The sequence below is a fragment of the Bacillus sp. B1-b2 genome, assembly GCF_009183415.1.
In the GTDB taxonomy this organism is placed as follows: Bacteria; Bacillota; Bacilli; order Bacillales; family Cytobacillaceae; genus Niallia.
Genome location: NZ_WEHU01000004.1, coordinates 161,597 through 186,375 on the forward strand (window position 1 = coordinate 161,597; position 24,779 = coordinate 186,375).

The window sequence follows — 24,779 nt, forward strand, 5'->3', positions numbered from 1 at the left end:
ATTAATTTTTAGGATGTGAGTAGCAATTCTCTTCTCTTCATTAGGACGAAATCTGCTTTCTCTCTCCAACTTCCTCTCTCTAGAGACAGGTAATCAAGAACCATAGTATGCATAAAACAAGGGCTGCACTATATTTAACCCACTCTACAAACAAATGAGCAGAAATTCCCGCTAAAGAAGCAGCAGCAACACCGATGATACGATGTTGCCGCTGCTTTAAGCTATTTCTTGTATGTAAACTGATAAACTTATGGAGTTAATATTATTTCTACAATCTCTGGTTGATTAAATATTCTTTGAGGAATAATGCTGTTACCTAATCCCCTGTTAACAATCATAGCGGTGTTACCACTTTCATATTTTCCAGCTGTATACTTTGGGAAGAAACCTTGATCTGGTGCTACGACTCCACCAATCCACGGAATTCTAACCTGCCCACCATGTGCATGACCTGATAAAACAAGATCTATATTCCTTTCTTCATACATAGAAAACAATTCAGGACGGTGAGATAGAAGAAGATTAAATCTTGATTCTTCGTATAAAGAATTCAATGTCTCACTCATCTCCTCCTTGTTCTGGAAGAAATCTAAATCATCTAGTCCAATTATGTTTATTTCACTACTTCATACTTGGATAATGTCCCCTCGATTCCTTAGGACCTGTACTCCGGAAGTTATTAAATCTTGTTCTAATGTTGGATATTCAGCTGACCATGCCTCATGATTACCTGTCACAAAGTAGGTAGGTGCTATTTTTACTAATTGCTCCATAAGTGACAAGCTCACTAAACCATCATACTTCTTTGAATCTACCAGATCACCTGTAAATACAATAAAATCTGGTTGTATTGCTCGTACCTTTTCTATAAGTTTATGCTGATTTTTTCCAAACTCTTTACTGTGTAAATCAGATAGTTGAACGACTCGAATTTTCTCTGAAAGCTTTGTAGATTTTATTGTATAGGACGAAATAGTAAGCGCGTTATTTTGATAGTATGAAAATAGGCAAATTGCTAATAGAAGCAAGGCTACTATCCATATTCTTTTCTTTCGCATGATGCTTTTTATTCTTTTTTCCATCTAATCTCATATCCACCTTTTAGACTATCTCCATTAACAATAAAGCAATAGGTTGCTGTTTTCTCCGCTGCAAAGGTTAGATTATCCCCTTTTGTTGTATAAGTTACCATTCTATCTTTATCATCTAGCAATTGATAGTTATATTGACCGCTTACATTTTTAAAATCAAGCTCAACAATTATTTTATCTCCCTCTTCAGCCTTTATTGGCACTGTGTCCTTACCATTGAAGTAGGAAAAATAAGCACTATAGGATCCTTCACCGACTATCGTATTCCATTCTTGCTTAATGGTGTAGTCAGGTAGTGGTAAGAAGAATATTACAATAGGCATGGAAGCAAAAGTCCATTTAAACCAGCTTATTCTATTGGCCATTTCTGTTCCCATGTAAAATAATAAAGAAAAGCATATCCCAATCAGGGCTGCAATGGAAACGTATAATTCTCCAACCATCATAATAGAAGTGAGGCCACCGATAAACATATAAAGAATTATTTTTGTTATTGGAAAGCTATTTGTTAGAAAATCTATTAAACCAGAAGTAATAATTCCTACCCCAAAAAACGAAATCCAGAATAAGGGGTTTTTTAAGGTGTTACCAAATAAAAACAGGTTAAAGCTAGCTACTAAAAGATAGATAACAAAGATAGTAGACGCAAATCCAGCTCCACTAATTCTTCCTACTAGCCATGAGGATGGTTTGCTAGCTTTTGCTAAAATGTTCATACATCTCTTCCTCCTGAATGTAAGTTACTACCATTCTATCAAAACAAAAGAGAAATTTGTTAAAAATTTCAAATAATTATATCCATAACTAGGGCGCTTTCTTTTAAGTAAAAAATAAAAACAACAGAGACTTTTCTGCTGTTTCTTACAACCATCCATTTTTCTTTGCTTCTGCAATGGCTTCAATACGATTCTTCGCTTCTAACTTAGAAATAGATTCAGAAATATAGTTTCGTATGGTGCCTTGAGATAAAAAAAGAAGACCTGCTATTTCTTTTACTGTCTTTCCTTCACTGACAAATGCTAAAATATCTCTTTCTCTATCCGATAGGGGATTTTCTGTTTTAATGCTGCCAAAAATTAATTCTGATGCAAACTCTCTTTTTCCTTTCATCACATTACGAATGGCTTCTGCCAGTTCTTCACTTGGTCCATCCTTTAATAGATATCCACTAACATTTGCATGAAGTGCTCTTTCAAAATAACCTGGTCTAGCAAAAGTGGTTAAAATAATTATTTTACATGGAGAACCAATAACTTGAAGTTCTTCTGCCACATCTAAGCCACTTTTTATAGGCATTTCGATATCTAGTAGGCAGACATCTGGCTGTAATTTTTCTATAAAGTGTAAAGCTTCTTCTCCATTTTCCGCTTGAGCAATTACCTCTATATCTTCTTCAAAGTTTAATAGAGTTCCTAGTGCTCCCCTTAACATACGTTGGTCTTCTGAAATAATCACGCGAATCAAAATATCTCCTCCTTCTCCCTTTCTTTAAGAATAATGGGTATCTTTATTCGGAGTGTTGTTTCTTGCACACAAGAAATGGCTAATTCACCCTGAACCAGTTCTAATCTTTCTTTCATTCCCTTAAGTCCATTTCCTTTTACTTTTCCATCTGCGAATCCAATTCCATTATCCTGAATTGATATTTCTACCGCTCCTGGCATTGGTATAAGTTGTATGTGACAAAAAGTGGCCTTACTGTGTCTTACGATATTTGTGACTGCTTCTTTCAGACATAAGCTAATGATATTTTGTAAGAGCAGCGGTATTTCCCTATCGTCTATTTGATGGGTAATAGATAATTTAATGTTAGCAGTAGCTAACATTTTCTGTACTTCTATTAACCCTTCTGTAATGGTAACTGCTCTCATATCGGAAACCAGTTCCCTTACTTGCTTTAATGCCGTTCGGGATATTTCCTCCATCTCTTTCGCTTCTCTTTGTGCTTCTACTGGTTGAAGATTTACCATTTTACCTACTAGCTGACTTTTTAATGTTAATAGAGAGAGTGTGTGACCAAGAGTATCATGAAGATCTCTAGCTATTCGCACTCTTTCCTCTCTCTTAATCAGTTGATCAATTTGTTCATTTGCAAGATCTAGCTTTCTCTCTAACTCCATATTTCTATTCATTGACTTAATACCAAATGGAGATATTAACATAATAATAAAAAAGGGAATAATAAAAACTAGAGATGTGATATCTATATTTCTCCAACTTATAGCAAATGTTAAAGTTAGAGACAGAATGAATAATAGATAGAAAAAACGAAAAAACTTTTTGCCCGTAAAATAACCGATGAAATTAGCTGGAAAATAGCCTAAAAACAATTGATAAGGATCATAAAATACACCTAGAATCATTACTAGCAAGATTTGAATAATTAACCAAAAATTAAGTGATTCTCTCTCCAATTGTGCGTAAAGTCGCTGATAAGAGAGGAGGAAAATGGCAACAAGAAGATACCCTATAAACTGTTTAAGTCCACTTTCCTTGGAAACTACTATAATAGGAAGGAGTAAATATACTAAAAATATATAAGGAAAGAATCCGAATCTTTTAGGGAATATCTCCCATTTACCTTTCATCACCATTAATGCTAGCTACACCGCCTTTTGATTTTTACTTATATACAACGATAATACCATAAATAGGAAGATATATCCGATGATGATTAGGTAATTTTTCCAGTCAGGGGCTTGGCTTCTTATTATCTCCCATGCCCCATTTGCAAAGGAATGCGAGGGAACCCACTGAGCTACTTTTTGCATAAAGGAAGGAAAGATTTCAATAGGCATCCACATTCCTCCTGTTATTGCCATAGCCATATACAATAGGTTACTAATGGCTGATGCTGTTTCTACCTTTTTAAAGGAACCTATAATTGTTCCTAATGCTAGGAACGGGAGAGATCCAAAGATAATCCAAATACCGGAGAACAACCACTGTGATAAGGAAAGACTAACTCCATTAATCAGAATACCTGAGGTGAAAATAACGATGATAGAAAATAAATGAATAACTGTTTGGGCAATCATTTTTGCGCCATAATAAACAACTGTGGATATTGGGGTAATTTGCAAAAAGATAGTCCAACCTTCTGCTTTTTCTTGAACCATTTTTATTCCTAGTGTCATAATACTAGAGCCCATAATACTGAAGGTTGTCATGGACATTAAATAATGAGCATTCCAGAGCTCTTTGTCTTGTGCGGGGGATGTGAAAATATTCGTAAATAAAAAGTAGAAAAGTACGGGAACAAGCAAAGACCAAAAAATATAGTATTTATTCCGAAACATTCTAAGCATCTCTGCCTTACTTTGCAACCATAATGTTTTCATGATCAATCTACCTCCTTATGTTCTTCTAATAATTGAGAAAATACTTCTTCTAATCTTCCTTGCTTTACTTCGATTTGTTTCACTTGTAGTTCTTTATTAATTATTTCTCTTAACAATTGATCAGAATCTGTTGTCACTAAGGTAACTTTCTCTTTCTCTTTTTCTACAGAGGAGACAAATGGTAAGGCAGAATAGAATTCCATGGAGTATGCTTGTTTCTCATAAAACATAATTTGAGGCTTGGTTAGCTTTTCTTTCAATTCAGATGGTGTACCGTCTCCAATTATTTCTCCCTTATGAATCATAATCATTCTTTCTGCTACTTCATCTGCTTCTTGTAAATAATGTGTAGTAAAAATGATGGTCTTTCCTTGCTTTTTAAGTTCTTTTACTCTTTTCCAGAAATGTGCTCTCGCTGTCACATCCATTCCAACGGTTGGTTCATCAAAGAAAAGTAGATCTGGATTACCTGCAAGAGCAAGGGCGAAGTTTAGTCTCCTTTTTTGCCCACCTGATAATTTTTCTGTACGCATATTCCAATCTTTTTCATCAAAACCTGTTAGCTGCTTTAATTCCGCTATTTCAAGTGGATGATCATAATATCCTTGTATAAGGGGCACTATTTCCTTCACTTTTAATCCATCCATTACACTTACTTCTTGAAGCATGCTCCCTATTCGGTTACGCACTTTTTTATCCTTTGGATTTCCTCCAAAAATGGATACCTCGCCACTATTCGGCTTCATTAAGCCTAGCATCATTCGGATGATTGTTGTTTTACCAGCACCGTTTGCTCCTAATATGGCAATCATATCTCCCTTCTTTACAGTAAGAGAAACATTATTAACTGCTTTGTATTGTTGAAAAACTTTATTAACATTTTTTAGCTCTACAATATGATTCATCTCGCCACCTCCTAAATTTATTATAAATAGCAGTGAACTTCGCTGTTAGTTGCTGATGTCATTATATGAAGATGACAAATGTCATATGTTTTGGAATATTTATTTCGATATAAAAAGACTTTAGGTGATGTACCTAAAGTCTTTTCATACTGTTGAAAAAACATTGTCTATGAAGAATTTGTGAATAAAGAGATAGACCCTCTCGTATCACAATGGAAAATGAGGGATTTTTTATGTACTCCACCCTTCAATATGGGGGTAGTAGAAAAAATCGAAAGAACTATAAAATAATATATGATGTTCGTCCCTTAGAAAATTTGGATAAAACCACTTTTAGAAAAATAGTCGTAGATATCCTCTTATTTTTGTTACTTCCATGAAAAACAACGGAAATAGATGGAGAATTACGCCTATTTTCTTAAAACACATGAAAATCGGAGGCATTTCACTTACTTAACCGGAATTCTCCGCTTATTAGCAAGGAAATTAACTTTATATTTGCCATTAGCCGGAATTCTCCGCTTATTTTTGATGATTCCTACAAATTGGCTGTAGATTTTTTTTAATAAGCTTAATTTTTATCCAGTTGATTTATGTTTCAGTGGTGAGACTCCTTTGGAATTTGCCGAAGTTTTATACCCTGTAGTCCAAGGGCAGACCTCGGCTGAAGCTTCTAAGCAAACCGAACGCCTGTAACAGAAATCAAAACCTTATTTAGTGAGTTAATTACTTATACAAGTTCTCGACACACTCCTGTTATAAAAATTGGAGGCATTTTCATTGACCTCATCTTTTCTCTGTCATTATCCAAAAAACGAGGTCGTCTGCGTTGGTAAATGCTGATACCTTTTGAAAGTCAAACTTCTCGTATAAGGTAATAGCTCTTGTATTAAATTCTGCTACGGTTAGACGTAGGGGTTTTTCTTCTTCTTTTTTTAAAGTGGCTAAAATGTATTGGAGAAATGCTGTGCCGTTTCCTTTGCCGGTATGTTCTGGTTTCATTCCTAAGCCAAAGTCTAAGTATCCTTCTGGATACGCTTGGAAGAAATATCCCACTGGCACTTGTGCTGCAAATTCTTTACAGTAAAACCCTATTAATTCATCCTTCTGATAGATCACATAATAGGGATTATCCATGAATTCTTTTATTGCTTCCTCTGTTATCTCTCCATTATATAAATCATAAGGAGAAGGGTATCTCCAACTTAGAATCTCTCTGGCTCGTTGTTCTGTCATGATCTTCATTTTATAGCTCATTATATTTTTCTCCTTATTTCTCACCTAAGACATGTTGTGTTCTCTATTAAACCCAAAGTATCTTGTTCCCTGAAAATGTAATTCTCCCTTATCTCCTTCTACTAGCTGGCCATACTCTGTTCCTTTTACCTCTAACTCTACTCTTTCTCCACTAGAAAGTTCAAATGTTACATAATAATCTTGGTAGGTTCTACTTTCTCCCCCACCTCTAACAACCGTTCTTTTAGTTGCTACTTTTGCCTGAGAGGTTAGACGTGGCTGTTGATTGTTATGATTCCATTTTACAATTGCTCGAATAACTCTTACTAAGATAATTCCAATAATAATCATAAATATTAGAAAGATAAATAGTGGCGCTAAAGTAAATATCGTGAATCCCCCACTAAAAATATCATCAAAGGTTAAAAATCCTTCCATTCCATTCATGCCCCTTTCTTTGATAAGTTACAAAAACGAATACATTGAATACGATAATTCACCAAAAAAGTTTCAACACTTTAATAATGAATAACAAAATTAAAATAATTAATTATTTTAATTAAAAAATTGACTTTATTAATATTTTTAATTAATATCATAAACATAGAGAGGTGAGTATAGGAAATGACCTATCCAGTACCAAATAATTGTCCCGTTTGTCAGCATACATTGCATATCACAAAACTCGAGTGCAATAACTGTCATACAACTATAGAAAACAAATTTCACATGTCTACATGGCAGTCCTTCACAGATGAACAAATGCATTTTATTGAAACATTCCTTATTTCCAGAGGTAATATCAAAGAAGTAGAAAAAAAACTAGGAATATCCTATCCAACTGTCAGAGGAAAATTAGATGAAATTGTAAAAATGATGACTGGAGCCACAGAAGAACCAGCATCAAAAAATACGGAAAACAAAACAAAGGAACAAGCGGATATTCTAGAAAGACTAGAAAGAAAAGACATTACTGTAGATGAAGCCATTGAGCTTATGAAAAATATCTAAGGAGGCACACAATGATGAATGACGAAATTAAAAGAATTTTGACTATGGTAGAAAATGGAACTATCAATTCAGATCAAGCTGCTGCATTAATGGATTCATTAGGAAGCACAACAGCTACAAAACCAAAACTAGAGGAAAGTCCTTACTTAAATCGACTATTAAGAGTTCGCATTCATTCCGAGACAAATGACAATGTAAATGTAAATGTCCCCATTCGATTAGTAAAAGTACTGCTTCAAACCGGTATTGGTATTGCTTCGAAAGTTCCTGAAGCAAAAAACTATATGGAAAATATTGATGTTGAATTACTTATTAGTGCCATAGATAGCGAGTTAGTTGGTGAATTAGTAAATGCAAAATTAGCTAATGGCGACAGTATTGAGGTATACGTCGAATAACCAAGGGAGTTTGTTATGCTAAAAGTTTCAATTAGAACAGACAAAAGAAGAAAGTATTTAATTATCATACCCACCTTTTTGGTAGGAACAGCCATTGAGATTGCTTTTTCCAATAGACTTTGGAAATTTATCCAACATCACGCAAAAGATAAAATGGTTGATTCACTATATATGTATATGCCAGATATTAAGCATTCTATGAAAACACTATTCAGAGAACTAAAAAATACAAAGCTTCCTGAACCACTTGTTGATATACAATTAAAGGATGGCACTTCTGTAAAAGTAGTTCTATCCTAGCTTAAACAAAATAAAAAATCTAGTGGTGTTCGCACTAGATTATCATTATATAAGAATAGTATATACATGCTTTTAATTACGTTTTAGGGAGCACCTGGTGGGTAATAATAAGGTGGAACTTTTAGCCAACCATGCTTCCTCATCTTAGTTTTCAATTCCATTCCATAAATACACTTCTCAGTATGAAAACGAACCCACATTACCCCAATATCATTTCGGATGCTTTGACTAATATTTGTTGAACACATAACAATATTGCTTGTTATTTTTGCAGCAAGTAGATTGGCAATTTCTAAGTCTGTTGACTTTGCTCCTAATGGAATTGCATGAGCATCAGAATTAGGTTTTGGCTCTGAAGTATTAGCGAGAGGAATACCCTCTTTTAGCATAAAATCCTCTAAAATATTTCGTTACTCTGATGCTATTTCCTTTGCTTCTTTAATTAATTCTAATAAAATATTATCAAAAGTAGAATTCTTGGCAATTTCTAATACTGGTATTTCCTCTGCGATGGCAGTATGATAAGTCCAACATCCCATTGCCTCTCCAATATGGAGGCGAGGTTTCGGCTCTGAATCGAATCTAGTTTTAAAATATGCCATAAATACTTCAATTTTATGGGCCACTTGGTACAACTCCTATTTTTCATTTATAAGTTGTACCATAAATTGGATTTTATGCCATTATATATTTCTAGAATAATGTTTATTTTACATCCCTATTCTTCTTTTCACTTCTTTTAAGAATGGAAGACTTCTCTCTCTTGCTTTTTTAGCCCCTTTTTCTAAAATAAAATCTATTTCTTCTGGTTTACTCATGAGTTCATGATACTTCTTACGGGGTTCTTCTAAGAATCGATTGATTACCTGATATAACTCACTTTTTACTTCTCCCCAACCAATGCCTCTTTTAAATTTCTCTCGCATTTCTTCTATCTCTTCCATTGTTGCAAATTCTTTATATAGCATAAAAAGAATAGATGTCTCCGGATCTTTCGGTGCCTCTGGTGGTAAGGAGTCTGTTTTAATTTTATTGATCAATTTTCTTAACTTTGTAGGTTCTTCAAAAAGTGGAATCGTATTACCATAGCTTTTACTCATTTTACGCCCATCTAAGCCAGGTAACACACTTGTTTCCTTTTCTACTTGAAAGGCTGGAAGAACAAAGGTATCTCCATAATGACGATTAAAACTTTCCGCGATGTCTCTTGCAATCTCTACATGTTGAATTTGATCTTTTCCTACTGGTACAATGTTGGATTGAAATAAAAGAATATCTGATGCCATTAAAATCGGGTAAGTAAATACCCCCATATTTACACCATAATCATTCTCTCTATGTGTCTCTTTATTACTATCCACTATAGCCTTATATGCATGTGCTCGATTCATCAATCCTTTCGGAGAAAAGCAAGCTAGAATCCAATTCAATTCAAAGATTTCTGGAACATCTGATTGACGATAGAAAATGACTTTTTCTGGGTCTAATCCTAATGCTAACCATGTTGCTGCAATACCGTAGGTCAACTGTCTAAACTCTTTTGGATTAGGGTTTGTCGTTAACCCGTGATAATCAGCTACAAAGTAGATTGCTTGGTATTCTGTATTTTGGGCTAATTCTAATGCAGGTTTTATTGCTCCAATATAGTTCCCTAAATGGACTGCTCCTGTTGGCTTAATACCTGTCAATACTAATTCATTCATGAAGCTACCTCCTTTTTTAAAACACAAAAAGGGCTACTCCTTCCTTATAAAAAGGACGAGTAACCCGTGGTGCCACCTTCATTCGTTTATAGATTCCCCATAAACGCACTTTATCCGTACAGAAGTAAAATATACTTCGATACTTTGTCTTTTTTAACGGTAAGACGTCTCCGCAAAAGCCTACTTAACATTGTTCAGCCTTGAAGCTCAGAAGCCCATTCAACGATTAAACATGCACTGATTTGCACCAACCATCAGCTCTCTTCGCCAGCTTAATTGTCTACTCTTCTTCGTCATCGCTTATTAGATATTATCTAGTATAATAAAGGATGCAGGAAAAAATTTCAAGAAACAATTGTTTTAAAATTTCTCTTGTAATACATGTCAGAATCTGTTAACATCTTTTACAAGTTAGCGCTCATGATAAAAATGATCCTTATTTTCTTAATATATATGCTTTGATTGGAACCCAGTAGTCCCTATTTCCCTGTTTATAGAGAGTCAATGGTTGGTGGAAATTGACACAAAAATAGGCACGAATTACCTCCAGGAGCATTCTTTGCGAAAGATTTATTCGATTAGCTTAGAACGGAAGAGCCGTTACCCAAAATGAGTGGAAGAATATTTTAATATTCTTCAATTAGGGTGGTACCACGTGCAGATATTGCAACCACGTCCCTTTTTTTAGGGGCGTGGTTTTTTGTGTTTTAGAAATGATTCTTCCTAAAACACAATAGGGACCTCTTAGCTTATTTATCAAAAATAAATGAACCTTCAGAAAGGAGAAAACGAGAATGACAACATTTGTGGAACAGTTATCAATGGAACAGCAAAAAGAAATGAAGAGGCAGTTAACTATGTATCGTCAAGGCGTACAGGACATTATTCCAACAGAAGAGCTTGCAGAAAAGATTGCTAAGTCTCTTTTAACAAATAATCCTCTAAAGGTGAAGCTTGGCCTAGACCCATCTGCTCCAGACGTTCACCTTGGTCATACGGTTGTATTGAATAAACTTCGTCAGTTTCAGGAAAATGGGCATACCATTCAGTTAATTATTGGTGACTTCACAGGAAAAATTGGCGATCCTACTGGAAAATCAACAGCACGCAAGCAATTAACAGATGAAGAAGTACAGGAGAATGCAAGAACGTATTTCGAGCAATTTGGAAAAGTATTAGATATGGAAAAGGTTGAGCTTCATTATAATTCCAAATGGTTGTCTTCTCTTTCCTTTGAAGATGTTATAAATCTTGCAGGAAAAATTACAGTCGCTCGACTTTTAGAACGCGATGATTTTGAAGAAAGACTCACATATGGAAAATCCATTTCCCTTCATGAGTTTTTCTACCCATTAATGCAAGGCTATGATTCGGTTATGCTTGAGTCTGATATCGAACTTGGTGGAACAGATCAGCATTTTAATATTCTAATGGGTCGTCACTTTCAAGAAAAATTTGGGAAAGATAAGCAAATTGCCGTCTTAATGCCACTTTTAGAAGGGTTAGATGGTGTCGAAAAAATGTCTAAATCAAAGAAAAACTACATTGGGATTGATGAGAATCCAAATGAAATGTACGGTAAAGCCATGTCCATACCAGATGCTTTAATGGGGAAATACTTTGAGCTTGTTACTGATCTGGAGACTGTAGAAATCGTACAGATTAAAAAGGATTTACATGCTGGCTCCTTACATCCACGTGATGCTAAAATGCTCCTTGCGAAAACCATTGTACGAATATACCACGGATTGGAAGCTGCTGAAAAAGCGGAAGAGCAATTTATCACGATTTTTCAAAAAGGCTCATTACCAGAAGATATTCCTTCTGTAGAATGGACGGGTAATACACATGTCTCCCTTCTTGCTCTACTGGTAGAACTAAATTTATTAAGCTCCAAAAGTGAAGCAAGAAGAATGATACAAAACAGTGGAGTGCGAGTGAATGGTGAAAAAGTGGACAATGTGGATCACGAAGTAGCCATTTTAAATGAGTTGGTTTTACAAGTTGGGAAAAGGAAATTTTTGAAGGTTATTAGCAAATAGAGTTTTAGAGGGTAAGTATATTACTTAGCCCTCCCTTTTTAAATCTAATAGCTCTTCCAAATTATCTTCCTTAATCTCTTTGTTTTCTATTAAAAGAGCTTGAAATTCTTGAAACAACTCCTGTATTTCTGGATGTTCGTTCACTTTTTGTATCCCCATTAAATAGGACTCTTTATCTTGATAGGTGGATACCTCATACCATTTATATTCTATATCCATACTTTTCCAATACCTTGTATGTTTATCTAGATATTTGCTATATATAATATTGACCTTTTTTTGTAGAAGGATAAAAGCTTCTTCATTCTCTCTTTTTATATAATATTGATACATTTTAACAAACATCTAATACCCACCTTCCAAAGAAGCTTTTTATAACCATATTCTCTATTTCAAATGATAATCCTCCTTGCTTCATATTTTAAGAACTAGTCGTCTCTCCACCATCTACATGTAAAACCTGCCCTGTTACAAAACGAGAATCATCGGAAGCTAAATAAACATAAGTAGGAGCGAGTTCAAAAGGCTGTGCGGCTCTTTGCATAGGATTAAATGCTCCGTATATTGCTAACTGATCAGCAGAATAACTAGCTGCACTTAAAGGTGTCCAAATACTGCCTGGCGCAACTGCATTCACGCGAATACCATCTTTAATCACATTCTTTGCAAGTGCTCTGGTAAAGCCAACATTTGCACCTTTTGTAGCAACATAATCTAGTAGTTGACTCTCCCCTGTATACGTCGCAACAGAAGTTGTGTTGATAATACTACTTCCTGGTTTCATATGGGGAAGTGCCGCTCTTGTTGTATAAAAATGAGAATAAATATTCACCTTGAATGTATCATCAAACTGTTCATCTGTTATATCTGTAAGCTTTGCTTGTTGAAATTGAATTCCTACATGATTACAAAGGATATCTAATTTACCGAAAGTATCTACTGTTTTCTCCACGATATCGATGCATTGCTTCTTTTTGCGTAAATCTCCTGGAAGTAAGAGGCAGCTTCTACCTAATTCTTCTACCCTATTTTTCGTACGTTTTGCATCTTCATGCTCATCTAAATAGGCAATGGCAACATCTGCCCCCTCTTTCGCAAAAGCAATGGCAATGGCTGCTCCCATTCCGCTATCTCCACCTGTAATGAGGGCTACTTTTCCTTTTAATTTTCCACTTCCTATGTAATGGTCATTTTCAATAATGGGACGAGGAACCATTAAGCTTTCGACACCAGGTTGGCGAAGCTGTCTATTCTCTGGAAAATTAACTGGAATTTCTTCATATTTTGTTATCTTTCCATAGTTAGGATAAAGAGGATATGGATCTTGTTGCTTATTCGCTTCAAAAAGTTCTTGCATTTCCGTTAACTGAATAAGTTTCTTAGAAGCATGGTTTCTCTGTTCTAATTGATTATAATGATGAGCTGGAATCTGATACATAGCATGACGAGGGTCATTCATTTTCCTACCTCCTACATATACTAGTAGGTTATTTTATGTACACAAAGTGGTTTGGTGCCTATTCCAATATGTATACTGGCTCTGATTCTTGTTCTCTGGAATAAAATAAAGAAAATGGGAAAGGAGATTTTTTATGAAGTATGAATATAACCCTAAAATTAAGCTGTTATTGCAAAAAAATTCAGAGGAAAAAGTAGTTGTGACATATATAGAGAATAGATGGGACATGCCAAAAGTGACAGACAGGCCTCCTTATTATAAAAATCCCGTATATGAATTACATTATCCTGTTCTTTAATAGCAAGTTTATGTGCTACCAACTTATAAAGCTCTTTTGGAGCAAGTAATTTCCAAAGCAGATCTGTATTCTTAGGATTTTTCACATAAAAGCAACAAAATGGAGATAAAAGGTTCTGAGAAGTCTTTCTTAGAACCTTTTTTGCTTGTTTTTCATTCCTTTATATAGTTCTTAGAATCCCTCTTATAATTTCAGGCTGTCATTCGCTCTATAAACGACCCTTTTCCTCCTTTCCCCGATTTCAGGCTATCATTCTCTTTAGGAACATCCTTTTCCCATCAACATATCTCTATATTTGATAAAATAATACAAACCCCTTATTAACAAGGTTATTTCTTCCAACAGATACATAATCATCTTCTTATAATCTAGATTCAAGGAATGATATACTTATAGAAAACTAGTAAGGAGTGTATACGGTGGATTTTATTGCAATTGATTTTGAAATAGCAAATGAAGATATGGCAAGTGCTTGTTCTATTGGCTTGGCCTATGTGAAAAATAACGAGATCGTCAAAGAGCAATATTACTTAATTAAACCACCAGCTACCACTTTTGATCCACGTTTTACGGCTATCCATGGTATGACTGAGAAAGATGTGGAGAACGAAAGAGGTTTTATTGAAATATGGGAGCTATTAAAGGATGATTTGACTAATAATATACTTGTTGCACATAATGCGCAGTTTGATATGAGTGTTCTTCATTGTTGTTTAGAGACTAATAATATTAAAAAACCAGAACTAACCTATATATGTTCTATCCCCATTAGCACTAGGGCTATTAGAGGGCAAAAGGTTGGGCAGTCTCTCAAAGAAAGAACTTCCTATTTTGGTATTTCTATCGGAGAGCATCACCATGCTGGTTCAGATGCAAAAGCTTGTGCAGAGCTTGTTATTACTTCTGTTAAATCAAGGAAGAAAGAGTCCCTACAACATTTTTATGAATCATATACTACTCTTCCTGTTAAACAATTTTCCGAGATAAAAGCACAAACTAGTTTTGGTAAATCTTATAAAAAGCCAATAAAACAACCTTTGAAAAAATTCACATCTGTATCGATTTCTGACATAACCCCTACCGTTAATACATTTAACGAATCACATCCATTTTTTGAAAAAAACATTGTATTTACTGGGGATTTATCCTCTCTTGATCGAAAAGAAGCTATGCAATCAGTTGTTAATGCAGGTGGAATACTCAAAAGTGGAGTAAGCAGCAAAATAGATTATTTAGTTGTTGGCATACAAGACCAAAAGCTAGTGGGCAAGGACGGAATAAGTTCTAAAGAAAAGAAAGCATATGAATTACAAGAAAAAGGAAAACCAATTCAGGTAATAAAAGAAGAAGAATTTCTAGGATTACTAAATAGAGAATCCCTAAAGTATTAAAATTAGGCTTCATTCTAATAGTTATATAGACTTTGCATTCACATATCTTCTTAAGAGGGTTTATCCCTCCTTCTTCCCTCTTTCATTTCCTTTTTCCCTTTAAAAGGGACGAGTAATATATAGAATAAAAATATGGCCATTCCCTCTAAAGCAAAAATATAGTACGGATATGGTCCTAAATAATCGAGTAAGGATCCATTTACAGGTTTATAGGAAAGAAACATATAATTCCCCCCAGTCCAAACATTTACTAAAAATGCAACTAATGCACTCCCATTTAAAAATCCAAAAGAAAGTAGCATCCCTTTTTGTGTAGGTTTATATCCGTGGACAAACACGAAATAAAGACAAGTCCATATAATAAGAATATGGGTCACAAAAAAGTGAAAATAGCGGAAATGAGGAAATCCTAAAAATAGCTCTGGGGTAAAGATGGCCATACAAGCGCCTGTTATCCCTATAAAATAGACAATTTGAAAAAGTCTTTCTGACATTGTTACTAACAAAATAATACAAAGAAGCAAACTCAGCGAACAAAGCTGCAATGGAAGCATACTTGCTGTATCCCAATACCCTCCCTTGATCATCCAATAATGATAGAAAAACTCCAATAGGATAAATAAGAGAAAAAAGGTATACCGAAAGAAAGCACTACGCCTCCTTAGAGGATAACGAAAGCAATAAAACATTAGGACACCTGCTATTAATAGGAAAAGCATCACTAGGTGAGAAAGAGAAAACAATTCAAAAGGATATTCTTCATATTGATGTCCAAACCAAGAAGCCTTCACCTATATCTCTCCTTTCTTCTATTTTTCATTTTCTTCTACTCTATTTGTCTAGTATATGATTATTTCTACCTATCTTTTAAAAAATAGGTATATCTTTCTGATAGTTTGGGAATAGTATAGACAAATACAACGAATAAGAAAAAATTTTATTAAGGGAGAGGATTACACATGAACTTATACTCTAATAATGCATTAACAGACTTAATTGAGAAAGATGAATTTGAATTAGAATCCTACCTTGACTATTTATTTACAGTTGCAGCTGATCAATAATAAGATGTTTCATTAAGGCTGGTGTTTATTACCAGTCTATTTTATTTATATACAAGTAATCTCGCTTAAAGTAGTCTTTAATTTACAAATTTTTTATAAAAAAACTTAATTTTTCCATATAGTTTTGATACAATAAATACATACTATTTAATAGGAGCCTAGTTTTTATGGTGATTAATCAAAAAAATATGAACAATTCTGTTCATCTATTAGAAGAAATTGAGAATTTGAAAAAACTACTATTGGAGTATGGGACAAGGAATGGGTTAAACGATCCTATTACATTAAAGATTAGTGAAAAGCTAGATACCTATATTGTTATCTATCAGAAATTAATGATTAAATAATTAGCTTCTCGAATAATTCTACTTAGTGAAGATTTAGCATATCTTTTAAAGCGGCAGCTGCTGCTCCTCTCGGATGAGATGCCCCACCAATAGCACAAATGGTTCCCATTTCTTCTGTATAAAACATGATTCCTTTATTTGTTCCTCTCACATGATATAGCGGATGATCTGGATGTATCACTTGTGGTTTTACCTCTAAAAATACTTCCTCTTTATTAACCTTGGCAGTAGCCAGTAACTTCCATTCACACCCATTCATTTTAGCCTTCTTTATATCTGTCTTTGTCACATTTTGTATTCCTGTAATAGAAATATCTTTCAGTGTATATTGAGTTTGAAGAAGACCATTTGCTAATAATAATATCTTACATGCACTGTCTAGTCCTTCAATATCTAGGGAAGGATTTTTTTCTGCTATTCCCTTTTCTTGTGCTTGTTGCAAGGCTTGTTCAAATGTAAGGTTATTTTCAGACATACTAGTTAAAATATAATTAGAGGTTCCATTCAGAATTCCCTCCATAGAAACAATTTCACTTCCCGCCAAACTATATTCTCCAATATCTAATGTTGGAAGAGCTGCAGCAGTAGCACCACTATATTTGATCTGACGATTTTGCTTTTTTGCCAACTGCAAAAGCTCTGGAAGAGAACGTACTAATGCACCTTTACTTACCGAAACAACATCCATAGAATGATGAAGTGCTTCTTTAATAAAAGAGATTGCCGGTTCTCCTGTTTCAAGATTCGTAGGAGTACATTCTACTAGGACATCTGCTTCCCATGTTGGATTTTGTAGAGGTAATTTTCTACTGTTAGCATATTGCGAAAGACCCTTTGAACCATATGGAAAATTACGTAATAGATTAAGCTTTATTCCATCTTTTTCATAGACCATGCCGATTGAGCCAACAATCCCTACAAGTTTATATTCGGTATGATATTTTCTTTTTAATTCGGCTTTCTTTTCATCTAATAATGTGATGAATTCTTTGGCAACTCTACCATAGCCAGTTATCATAATCTCTTTTGTCTTCATATGCTATTCATACCCTTCTGTGTAACTCGTAATTCTATAAAAGTTCGTGATTCTAAAGGGAATCCCTTTATTTTTCTTCAATTAAAGAAACTTCCAATATATAAAAAAGCTTTTTACTCGTTTTCACCATAACTTCACAATAAAAAAATGCTAAACTCTTAATTAGAATTTAGCATTTCAAACTCTATAAATACTTTCGATGTAACGCTTTTCCATCATAGGTATAAAGTAACTTCTTGTCTTCTACATATGTTTCTAAATGTACGCCTCTTCCCCATAATTGGTGAATATACGGCAAAACCTTCTCTAGGTATTTTAAATCAAGCTCAATACCTTCATATCCATGCTTTAAATAAAGTTCTCCATTTTTATTATAGTCTCCGTCATTTACTGTAATATAAGGGAAACCACCATTCACCCTCATACTAACAAGCTGATCACGTACTTGCTCCCAAGCTTTATCAACTATTTTATAATCGCGACCTTGCTTCTGAAATAAATACATATCTTCTCTCATTACTAAGTCTTTTGTTAAATAGTTTCTCAAAAAGGAGATATCGGATTCTATTTCCCGAACTTCAAACATTTTTTCTCTTCCTGACCCAGGCTTCACGCCAAGACGCTTCATTTCTTCTGTCGGATTATTGTAGCGCTCTTCGATATCTTCAAATATTTTTAACCCTAAATAATATGGATTAATTCCTGTTTTTGAAGGCTGGACCACCCCAGCATTTAGCTTAGCAAATTCTATTGCCTCTCCACTTGTTAAATCTAATTCTCTTACAATTCGTTGATGCCAATAGGAAGCCCAACCCTCATTCATAATTTTTGTTTCTAGTTGTGGCCAAAAATATAGCATCTCTTCTCTCATCATTGTTAGAATATCTCTCTGCCAATCACTAAGTTCCCTGCTGAAGCTCTCTATAAATAGCAATAAATCTTTCTCTGGCTGTGGTGGAAACTTCTTCGGTACTTTCTTTTTCTGAGGCTTAGGTTTTCCCCGATCATCTAAACTCCAAAGTTCGTCATAAGGTGTACTAGCAACTTCTTCTTCTTCAAATTCCACATCATCCATAGACCAAGCAAGCTTAGGTCTCATCAAGCTTGGATCAATATGTTCATCAATAGCTAAAACGGCATCTAAAAATGTCTCTACTTCATGCTTACCGTATTTTATTTCATATTGACGAATTCGATCTGCTGTTGCTGCCATGCTTTCTACCATTTCACGTTTTGTATTTTCAAAACGGACATTATTCTTAAAGAAATCGCAATGTGCCAGTACATGAGCTACAATAAGCTTATTATTAATGAGTGAATTACTGTCTAGAAGAAAGGCATAACAGGGATTAGAGTTAATAACCAATTCATATATTTTAGATAATCCTAAATCATAATGTAATTTCATCTTATGAAATTGTTTTCCAAAGCTCCAATGGGAAAAGCGAGTAGGCATTCCGTAAGCACCGAATGTATAAATGATATCCGCAGGACAAATTTCATATCGCATTGGATAAAAATCTAAACCAAATCCTGAAGCAATCTCTGTAATCTCTTCTATGGCATATTCCAATTCTTTTTGTTCTACCTCATTCATTCCGTTCTCTCCCTTCACCCTTTAAAATAATGTATGAAAGAAAAATCGGAATCATGAATGAATTAAACAGAAAGTGTGGCTGTTGAAAAAGAAGCTGGCTTTATTTCATATAAGCTCTCATTCTAGTCAAGCTCTTTATTATTAATTGGCACCTCTTAAGAAAAGTGCCTAAGACTTCTTATTGAAAACTCAAGTTACTTTTTTAAGCGCACAAAGAAGGACTAACCTATATCATAGGTTAATCCTCTTCCCTACTGCTATTCTGTCTCCAATACCGTTTTCACTTTTTCTACTACATGACTAGAACCGCGTTTATTTTGAACTCCCTCTATCATCATAGCAATCAATATATCTTTATTGTTTACATCGTAAGTTACATACCAGCCGTTTTCTACCCCTTTTTCATCTTGCTTTTCTTTTAATTCAGCTGTTCCTGTTTTACCTGCAAATGTTTTACCTTCTATCTTTCCAGCATGTGCTGTTCCACTTGGATTTACAATTACTTGTTCCAGATCACTTGAAATGGTATTAGCAACAGTGCTATCCATGATACCTTCTTTCCAGACCTGCCCTTTTTCTTCACTATCTAATAGAACTGGCTTTATAAGGTTTCCTCCTGTTACAAACGGAGTGTAGGCTGTTGCTAAGTGAATAACACTCATTTCTACTTGTCCTTGTCCGTAACCAGAGTCAGCTAATAACACATCCGTATTTAATTCGCCAAAAGTAGATGTTTCAATAGGGTAAGAATAATTAAACTCTTCTTCAAAACCAAATTTCTTCATTTCGGTTACAAATTTATCTTTCCCTAAATCTAATGCTGTTTGGGCAAAATAAATATTATCACTATAAAGAAGTGCATTTGCTAGATTCACTGGCTCAGAGCTGCTATGCACTCTTGTTACAAAGTAACCACCCCAAGAGCTATCCTTTTGCCATTGTTTTGTCGTAATATTTCTTTCTTGTTCTGGAGTAATTACTCCTTCTGTTAGAGCTGCCGCTGCAACTAATGGCTTCATTACAGAGCCTGGGGCATATTTATTTTTAAATCGGTTTGTAAAAGGATCTAATGTATTGTTGTCATACGCTTCTTTTTCACTTGTAGTTAAACCGACTATCATTTTATTTGGATCATATGATGGGCTACTTACAAGTGCTAAAGTTTCTCCAGTCGTTGGATTAATAGCTGCAGCTGTTCCTGCTTCTCCACCCATGCTATCAAAGATCTCTTTTTGTAAGTCTGCATTGATCGTTAATTTAACATTTTCACCATTTTGAACTTCTTTTTCTGCTAAAGTAACCACCGTACCGTCTGCTTTATTAATAATAATTTGCTCGCCGTTTGTTCCTTTTAGTCGTTCCTCGAAAACTTGTTCAAGACCTCGTTTTCCAATAACATCTGAGCTTGAATATCCCTTATCTTTATTTTCTTCTAATTCCTCTGCTGTAATACTTCCCACATACCCAATTAAATGGGCAGTGCTTTCACCATATGGATATACTCTACCTTCTGTATTTTGCTTTTGTACACCTTTTAATGCGAATAGTGTATCTAAGTATTCTTGATCACCAGTCGCTACTTTCTTTATTGGTACAAAATAGCTAGGCTGAACCCAATCTGCATTTAGTTCTTTTTCGATCGTTTCTTTCTGAATATCTAGTAAGCTAGCTAATTCACTTATGACACTATCAGGATTATCTCCCATTTCTTCTGGAACTAGGCCAATCTCATAGATTAGTCCATTCGTTGCCAAAGGATTTTCATTTACATCTACAATACTACCTCTCTTAGCAGCTACTGTTTTTAAGGAAATTTTATCTTCTTCTCCTAATTCAGCAAATATATAGGAAGTATTCCAATCTAAATACCAATTCTCTTCTTCGTCTTTTGCTTCTTTTTTAAGAGAAGCATCCTGTTCAAAGCTTATTTCCCCTGCCAAGCTATTCATTTTAACAGCAAATGGAATCTCTACTTTCTCTACTTTATCGAAATCTTCTTCTTCCGATGGTTTCGTGTAGGTAACCTTAAGATCACTAATTTCCAAATCACTGTATACTTTTTCATATCTTGTAACAAAATCCTCTTTAGAGATATTATCTTTTGCTTCTGTTGATAAATAATCGTACATTTTTCCGAACTTTTGATCATTCCATAGTTTAATATACTCAGAAAGCCTTCCATCAGGAGTAGGCTCATCCTTATTACAGCCAGCTACTATTACTAGCAAACATAGAGCTAGCATGAAGAAATACCACTTTTTCATTCCCGAATCTCCCCTTCTTTCTATCTACTAGTTATAGCGTACCATTTTTTGTCGAAAACAGAAAAGATTTCAACGAATTTATTGCAATTTTTTTACAAAAAAATCATTTATATCCTTACTAACTGTATATTATTACAATCCTCTATAAATAATAACTTTGTTATACAATATTTAGAAAGGAATGAGTAAAATGCGCTATTATCTTCCTACATTCTATTCTTTCATTATCCTTGTCTGTGTAATGATTGTACCTGGTAGTATTGTACATGCAGAAGCAAATACTTCATCTGAAGTAGCAGAAATAGTGAAACAATATCCACACAATCTCCAAAAAGAAAATTCTGTCGAACTCGCTAACCAGTTTTTAACCACTCTTACTACAGAACAAAAGGACAAGGCATTAGTTCCTGTCTCTAAAGCTACGCTTCAAAAGTGGTCTAACTTGCCTGTAAATGAATTTAAAAGACAAGGAGTCATGCTTCAAGAATTATCCAAAGAAAGTTTAGAAGCTGCACTCCGATTAGCAGAGTCCGCATTAAGTAAAGATGGATTTAAAACAATGAAGGAAATTATTCTTGCAGATGATTATCAATTTACTGTTTCAGGTAACACAAAATGGGGATCTCAGCAATATTACATCGCGATATTAGGGAATCCCACTATGTCTACCCATTGGATGTTACAAATTACAGGACATCATTTAACAGAAAATAGTAGCTTCCATAAAGGAAAGTTAGAAAGCGTCACCCCTCAGTTTACCGGTATAGAGCCTGACACCTTTACTAGAACTGGTATAACGTATAGCCCATTAAAGACCAGAAGAGATAGCATGTACAAAATGATACACTCTCTTCATAAAAAACAGTTAGCAGACGCAGAAATAAAAAGTGGCCCCGATGATGTAGTCGTTATCCCACAAAATTCTCATTCTTATCCTAAACAAGAAGGCATTCCTTTTTATGCTCTAACTATTGAGCAGCAGGGATTAGTAGAATCAGCAATCAAAGCTTGGATAAATGATGCTAATTCTGAAGCTTATTTACCTGCTTATCTAGATAAACAAGCTTTAAAGAAAACATATATTGGTTGGAGCGGTTCTACTCAAACTGGTAAAAAACCAAACTATATTCGCATTGATGGACCAAGATTATGGATTGAATTTGCTTCTAAGGAAGGTGCTATGTCAACTGATAATCTTCATTATCATACTGTATGGAGAGATAAACAAACTGATTATGGAACTTTACTTCAACCTAATAGTAGATAAAGGTTGGAGTATCTTTGCTTTATCTAACTGTTTATATTATGTTAACATTCTTTATGTATGGAAAAATAATTCATACTGGAGGGTACGATGATTATCTTATTTGACGGCGTTTGCAATCTATGCAGTCACACTGTTACATTCATCATAAAAAGAGATCCTAATTCCTTATTTTCCTTCACCTCTATTCAAGGAAAGACTGGAGAAAAACTAATAAAAGATTATCATATCCCAAATGTTGATAGTGTTATTTTAATAAAAAATGGGAAATATTATATCCATTCAGATGCTGTACTTGAAATTTGCCTTCACTTAGGGAAAGCTTGGAGGTTTTTCTATATTTTGAAAATAATCCCTAAATTTATTAGAGATCCGCTATACGAATTTGTCGCACGAAATCGTTATAAATGGTTTGGAAAGCAAGAAAGCTGCATGTTACCAACAGAAGAATTAAAGAAACGTTTTTTATAATGATGGAGTAACCGTTTAGCATCGGGCTTTGATAGGGAGTCTCCCTTCCCTTCTGGCATGAAAACTGGGAGCTGACGGCTTTGATTCTCGCTTCCCTTTTAGCATGAAAGGGAAAATCCGAAAAGGAAATGAGAAAAAATTTAGTAAGTTGTAAGATCCTTAAATAATTAGAATTGCTCATAAGTACCTTATTATTTACACTTACAACTTATTATAGAAACAATAATATAAAAAAAGACCGCTCTCTTGTTAGAACGGCAGAAAATTTGGAGATAAAAGGACTACTCGTAAAACAGATATTGGGGTTTAATAGAAACATTACGTTCTATTAAAACAGCTCAACTGAGCAATATAAGCTATTAGGTATAGAAGGCGTAGGTGTGCTCATCTAAAAATAGCAGAAATATTCTCAATATATTGCGATAGATTCTATTAAATCATATTATATAGATAGCTGTAATCTTGATTTCAAAGCATTTTCAGCCTTTTACAGGCATTTTCAGCTACTTTTTTCTTAAATATACAAAGAAATATAACTTTAAGAATATTTTATATAGGAGTGAAAAGATTGGACTTTTCAGCTGTGGGAGAGAAAATCAAAGAATTACGAAAACAGATGGGGCTATCTCAAAAGGATCTATCGCGAAATATATGTACACAAGCACAAATCAGTAAAATAGAAAAAGGAGAAGTACTTCCTCTTTCCTCTACTCTTTATCTAATAGCAATGCGGCTCGGAGTAGATGTTAATTATTTCTTTGATATTGGAACCACTCCAAGACTTGATTATGTGGATGAAACATTCAGACAGTTGAAAGCAGCTAGAAGACATACGGATTATGAGACCATTAAGCAAATAGTAGAAGCAGAAGAAAAAAATCCACTATTTATTCATCATAAAAAAAATCACCAGCATTTATTGTGGCATAAGGCCATTTATATGTATGAAGTAAATCATCAATTAGTTCAGGCTATCGAAGTGATCGATCAAGCTATTGCATTAACCTTTGATCGCTTTTATACAGAAAGAGAAATAGAAATATATATTAGTAAAGGTATTTTTTATTATGAAGATGGACAACTAGAAAAGGCTTTAACTATTTTTAAAGAAAATTGTAAAGCGCTAACCCATATTCCTCATTTACAAGACGATACCATTAAGAGTAGGCTTTTATTTAATATAGCCAAGGCATTAACAGAACAAGGTAAATATGAAAGCTCCATCTCCTATTGTAAAGAAGGAATTGACTGGGTCATTCAAAAGGATAACTTATATTTATTCGCCCATTTTCATTATCATATTGGATATAATTATGAATTGCAAAAAAATTATGCCCAAGCAGCCTCTTATATGAAAGACGCACTAATGATTTTTCAGTTAGTAAAAGATTATAGATACATAGATTATATCCAAGATAAACTGAAGAGCTTTCCAGAGAATTAAGATACATTTGAGCTATAGTAGAGCATTGAAAAAGTGATTATAAATAGATAAATACATATAAGAAAGTTTTAGTAACTAATAGTTCCTTGTTTGGAGAGGCTTCTGGTCGGACTCCTA

26 protein-coding genes, 1 pseudogene and 2 other annotated features are annotated in these 24,779 nt (G+C 34.3%); of the genes and pseudogenes, 10 read left to right on the forward strand and 17 right to left on the reverse strand.

Annotated elements, in window-relative coordinates; all coding sequences use genetic code 11:
• Positions 1-248: 248 nt before the first annotated feature.
• The 8 genes and pseudogenes from F9279_RS05620 to F9279_RS05655 all read right to left on the reverse strand — a co-directional run bounded on the left by F9279_RS05620 (position 249) and on the right by F9279_RS05655 (position 7,011).
• Positions 249-1,058: pseudogene (locus F9279_RS05620) on the reverse strand (metallophosphoesterase).
• A gap of 8 nt (positions 1,059-1,066) precedes the next feature.
• Entirely contained in the window at positions 1,067-1,807 is a 741-nt protein-coding gene (locus tag F9279_RS05625; protein ID WP_152111805.1) for a hypothetical protein, read from the reverse strand.
• A gap of 145 nt (positions 1,808-1,952) precedes the next feature.
• Positions 1,953-2,555: a response regulator transcription factor gene (locus tag F9279_RS05630; protein ID WP_152111806.1), complete on the reverse strand. Its 603-nt coding sequence runs from the start codon at positions 2,553-2,555 to the stop codon at positions 1,953-1,955.
• Positions 2,552-3,679: a sensor histidine kinase gene (locus F9279_RS05635; protein ID WP_226793274.1), complete on the reverse strand. Its 1,128-nt coding sequence runs from the start codon at positions 3,677-3,679 to the stop codon at positions 2,552-2,554. The genes F9279_RS05630 and F9279_RS05635 overlap by 4 nt, the downstream gene beginning before the upstream one ends.
• Before the next feature lie 15 nt (positions 3,680-3,694).
• The gene (locus F9279_RS05640) at positions 3,695-4,432 is read right to left on the reverse strand and encodes an ABC transporter permease (protein ID WP_152111808.1); all 738 of its coding nucleotides are present in this window, start codon (positions 4,430-4,432) and stop codon (positions 3,695-3,697) included.
• A gap of 2 nt (positions 4,433-4,434) precedes the next feature.
• The gene (locus tag F9279_RS05645) at positions 4,435-5,337 is read right to left on the reverse strand and encodes an ATP-binding cassette domain-containing protein (protein ID WP_152111809.1); all 903 of its coding nucleotides are present in this window, start codon (positions 5,335-5,337) and stop codon (positions 4,435-4,437) included.
• A 786-nt stretch (positions 5,338-6,123) separates the two neighbouring features.
• Complete coding sequence (locus tag F9279_RS05650) at positions 6,124-6,594, reverse strand: GNAT family N-acetyltransferase (RefSeq protein ID WP_152111810.1); 471 nt, start codon at positions 6,592-6,594, stop codon at positions 6,124-6,126.
• Between the two features lie 24 nt (positions 6,595-6,618).
• Positions 6,619-7,011, reverse strand: a complete 393-nt coding sequence (locus F9279_RS05655) for a DUF2500 domain-containing protein (protein WP_193224473.1) — start codon at positions 7,009-7,011, stop codon at positions 6,619-6,621.
• Between the two features lie 186 nt (positions 7,012-7,197).
• On the opposite strand from F9279_RS05655, the gene F9279_RS05660 reads away from it, so the two are divergent.
• Genes F9279_RS05660 through F9279_RS05670 form a run of 3 tightly spaced genes read left to right on the forward strand, consistent with a single transcriptional unit; the run spans position 7,198 to position 8,282 of the window.
• Positions 7,198-7,584, forward strand: a complete 387-nt coding sequence (locus F9279_RS05660) for a DUF2089 domain-containing protein (RefSeq protein ID WP_152111811.1) — start codon at positions 7,198-7,200, stop codon at positions 7,582-7,584.
• Positions 7,585-7,595: 11 nt separating this feature from the next.
• Positions 7,596-7,982, forward strand: a complete 387-nt coding sequence (locus F9279_RS05665; RefSeq protein ID WP_226793277.1) for an SHOCT-like domain-containing protein — start codon at positions 7,596-7,598, stop codon at positions 7,980-7,982.
• Between the two features lie 15 nt (positions 7,983-7,997).
• Positions 7,998-8,282, forward strand: coding sequence for a hypothetical protein (locus F9279_RS05670; RefSeq protein WP_152111812.1), 285 nt, complete (start codon positions 7,998-8,000; stop codon positions 8,280-8,282).
• 83 nt (positions 8,283-8,365) lie between these two features.
• Here F9279_RS05670 and F9279_RS25625 read toward each other — a convergent pair whose 3' ends face one another.
• From F9279_RS25625 to F9279_RS05680, 3 genes are all read right to left on the reverse strand, one after another.
• Positions 8,366-8,686: a DUF3231 family protein gene (locus F9279_RS25625; protein ID WP_264298229.1), complete on the reverse strand. Its 321-nt coding sequence runs from the start codon at positions 8,684-8,686 to the stop codon at positions 8,366-8,368.
• Positions 8,687-8,692: 6 nt separating this feature from the next.
• Positions 8,693-8,908, reverse strand: coding sequence for a hypothetical protein (locus F9279_RS25630; RefSeq protein WP_226793283.1), 216 nt, complete (start codon positions 8,906-8,908; stop codon positions 8,693-8,695).
• Between the two features lie 84 nt (positions 8,909-8,992).
• Positions 8,993-9,985: a tryptophan--tRNA ligase gene (locus F9279_RS05680; protein ID WP_152111813.1), complete on the reverse strand. Its 993-nt coding sequence runs from the start codon at positions 9,983-9,985 to the stop codon at positions 8,993-8,995.
• 48 nt (positions 9,986-10,033) lie between these two features.
• Positions 10,034-10,291: a binding site (T-box leader), on the reverse strand.
• A 143-nt stretch (positions 10,292-10,434) separates the two neighbouring features.
• Positions 10,435-10,668: a binding site (T-box leader), on the forward strand.
• Between the two features lie 111 nt (positions 10,669-10,779).
• On the opposite strand from F9279_RS05680, the gene tyrS reads away from it, so the two are divergent.
• On the forward strand, positions 10,780-12,027 hold the full coding sequence (gene tyrS, locus F9279_RS05685; protein WP_152111814.1) for a tyrosine--tRNA ligase: 1,248 nt from the start codon (positions 10,780-10,782) through the stop codon (positions 12,025-12,027).
• 24 nt (positions 12,028-12,051) lie between these two features.
• Here the strand turns inward: tyrS and F9279_RS05690 are convergent, their stop codons facing one another.
• Positions 12,052-12,372 (reverse strand): hypothetical protein, encoded by a 321-nt coding sequence (locus F9279_RS05690; RefSeq protein ID WP_152111815.1) that lies wholly within the window; start codon positions 12,370-12,372, stop codon positions 12,052-12,054.
• Between the two features lie 76 nt (positions 12,373-12,448).
• Positions 12,449-13,384 carry an SDR family oxidoreductase gene (locus F9279_RS05695; RefSeq protein WP_226793305.1) on the reverse strand — a complete coding sequence of 312 codons (936 nt, stop codon included), beginning with the start codon at positions 13,382-13,384 and terminating at the stop codon, positions 12,449-12,451.
• A 235-nt stretch (positions 13,385-13,619) separates the two neighbouring features.
• On the opposite strand from F9279_RS05695, the gene F9279_RS25060 reads away from it, so the two are divergent.
• A complete protein-coding gene (locus F9279_RS25060; RefSeq protein WP_193224474.1) occupies positions 13,620-13,784 on the forward strand; it encodes a hypothetical protein in 165 nt (54 codons plus the stop codon).
• Between the two features lie 419 nt (positions 13,785-14,203).
• Positions 14,204-15,175 carry an exonuclease domain-containing protein gene (locus tag F9279_RS05700; protein WP_152111816.1) on the forward strand — a complete coding sequence of 324 codons (972 nt, stop codon included), beginning with the start codon at positions 14,204-14,206 and terminating at the stop codon, positions 15,173-15,175.
• Between the two features lie 50 nt (positions 15,176-15,225).
• On the opposite strand, the gene F9279_RS05705 is transcribed toward F9279_RS05700, so the two are convergent.
• Positions 15,226-15,966 (reverse strand): TIGR02206 family membrane protein, encoded by a 741-nt coding sequence (locus F9279_RS05705; RefSeq protein ID WP_226793286.1) that lies wholly within the window; start codon positions 15,964-15,966, stop codon positions 15,226-15,228.
• A gap of 440 nt (positions 15,967-16,406) precedes the next feature.
• On the opposite strand from F9279_RS05705, the gene F9279_RS05710 reads away from it, so the two are divergent.
• Entirely contained in the window at positions 16,407-16,586 is a 180-nt protein-coding gene (locus tag F9279_RS05710; RefSeq protein WP_152111817.1) for an aspartyl-phosphate phosphatase Spo0E family protein, read from the forward strand.
• Between the two features lie 22 nt (positions 16,587-16,608).
• Here F9279_RS05710 and F9279_RS05715 read toward each other — a convergent pair whose 3' ends face one another.
• The 3 genes from F9279_RS05715 to F9279_RS05725 all read right to left on the reverse strand — a co-directional run bounded on the left by F9279_RS05715 (position 16,609) and on the right by F9279_RS05725 (position 21,483).
• Positions 16,609-17,622 (reverse strand): homoserine dehydrogenase, encoded by a 1,014-nt coding sequence (locus F9279_RS05715; protein ID WP_193224475.1) that lies wholly within the window; start codon positions 17,620-17,622, stop codon positions 16,609-16,611.
• A gap of 184 nt (positions 17,623-17,806) precedes the next feature.
• Positions 17,807-19,219, reverse strand: a complete 1,413-nt coding sequence (locus F9279_RS05720) for a SpoVR family protein (protein WP_152111818.1) — start codon at positions 19,217-19,219, stop codon at positions 17,807-17,809.
• A 257-nt stretch (positions 19,220-19,476) separates the two neighbouring features.
• Positions 19,477-21,483 (reverse strand): penicillin-binding transpeptidase domain-containing protein, encoded by a 2,007-nt coding sequence (locus F9279_RS05725; protein ID WP_152111819.1) that lies wholly within the window; start codon positions 21,481-21,483, stop codon positions 19,477-19,479.
• A gap of 190 nt (positions 21,484-21,673) precedes the next feature.
• On the opposite strand from F9279_RS05725, the gene F9279_RS05730 reads away from it, so the two are divergent.
• The 3 genes from F9279_RS05730 (at position 21,674) to F9279_RS05740 (ending at position 24,662) form a co-directional block, all read left to right on the forward strand.
• A complete protein-coding gene (locus tag F9279_RS05730) occupies positions 21,674-22,750 on the forward strand; it encodes a DUF3500 domain-containing protein (protein WP_193224476.1) in 1,077 nt (358 codons plus the stop codon).
• A gap of 87 nt (positions 22,751-22,837) precedes the next feature.
• Complete coding sequence (locus F9279_RS05735; RefSeq protein WP_152111821.1) at positions 22,838-23,218, forward strand: thiol-disulfide oxidoreductase DCC family protein; 381 nt, start codon at positions 22,838-22,840, stop codon at positions 23,216-23,218.
• 568 nt (positions 23,219-23,786) lie between these two features.
• A complete protein-coding gene (locus F9279_RS05740) occupies positions 23,787-24,662 on the forward strand; it encodes a helix-turn-helix domain-containing protein (RefSeq protein ID WP_152111822.1) in 876 nt (291 codons plus the stop codon).
• The last annotated feature ends 117 nt before the right edge of the window (positions 24,663-24,779 follow it).

Bases quoted from the DNA above. Each gene is read 5' to 3' on its own strand.
- F9279_RS05625 (WP_152111805.1), bottom strand. From the start codon at position 1,807: ATGAACATTTTAGCAAAAGCTAGCAAACCATCCTCATGGCTAGTAGGA.
- F9279_RS05635 (WP_226793274.1), bottom strand. From the start codon at position 3,679: ATGAAAGGTAAATGGGAGATATTCCCTAAAAGATTCGGATTCTTTCCT.
- F9279_RS05640 (WP_152111808.1), bottom strand. From the start codon at position 4,432: ATGAAAACATTATGGTTGCAAAGTAAGGCAGAGATGCTTAGAATGTTT.
- F9279_RS05645 (WP_152111809.1), bottom strand. From the start codon at position 5,337: ATGAATCATATTGTAGAGCTAAAAAATGTTAATAAAGTTTTTCAACAA.
- F9279_RS05650 (WP_152111810.1), bottom strand. From the start codon at position 6,594: ATGAGCTATAAAATGAAGATCATGACAGAACAACGAGCCAGAGAGATT.
- F9279_RS05655 (WP_193224473.1), bottom strand. From the start codon at position 7,011: ATGGAAGGATTTTTAACCTTTGATGATATTTTTAGTGGGGGATTCACG.
- F9279_RS05660 (WP_152111811.1), top strand. From the start codon at position 7,198: ATGACCTATCCAGTACCAAATAATTGTCCCGTTTGTCAGCATACATTG.
- F9279_RS05665 (WP_226793277.1), top strand. From the start codon at position 7,596: ATGATGAATGACGAAATTAAAAGAATTTTGACTATGGTAGAAAATGGA.
- F9279_RS05670 (WP_152111812.1), top strand. From the start codon at position 7,998: ATGCTAAAAGTTTCAATTAGAACAGACAAAAGAAGAAAGTATTTAATT.
- F9279_RS05680 (WP_152111813.1), bottom strand. From the start codon at position 9,985: ATGAATGAATTAGTATTGACAGGTATTAAGCCAACAGGAGCAGTCCAT.
- tyrS (WP_152111814.1), top strand. From the start codon at position 10,780: ATGACAACATTTGTGGAACAGTTATCAATGGAACAGCAAAAAGAAATG.
- F9279_RS05690 (WP_152111815.1), bottom strand. From the start codon at position 12,372: ATGTTTGTTAAAATGTATCAATATTATATAAAAAGAGAGAATGAAGAA.
- F9279_RS05695 (WP_226793305.1), bottom strand. From the start codon at position 13,384: ATGCAAGAACTTTTTGAAGCGAATAAGCAACAAGATCCATATCCTCTT.
- F9279_RS25060 (WP_193224474.1), top strand. From the start codon at position 13,620: ATGAAGTATGAATATAACCCTAAAATTAAGCTGTTATTGCAAAAAAAT.
- F9279_RS05710 (WP_152111817.1), top strand. From the start codon at position 16,407: ATGGTGATTAATCAAAAAAATATGAACAATTCTGTTCATCTATTAGAA.
- F9279_RS05715 (WP_193224475.1), bottom strand. From the start codon at position 17,622: ATGAAGACAAAAGAGATTATGATAACTGGCTATGGTAGAGTTGCCAAA.
- F9279_RS05720 (WP_152111818.1), bottom strand. From the start codon at position 19,219: ATGAATGAGGTAGAACAAAAAGAATTGGAATATGCCATAGAAGAGATT.
- F9279_RS05725 (WP_152111819.1), bottom strand. From the start codon at position 21,483: ATGAAAAAGTGGTATTTCTTCATGCTAGCTCTATGTTTGCTAGTAATA.
- F9279_RS05730 (WP_193224476.1), top strand. From the start codon at position 21,674: ATGCGCTATTATCTTCCTACATTCTATTCTTTCATTATCCTTGTCTGT.
- F9279_RS05735 (WP_152111821.1), top strand. From the start codon at position 22,838: ATGATTATCTTATTTGACGGCGTTTGCAATCTATGCAGTCACACTGTT.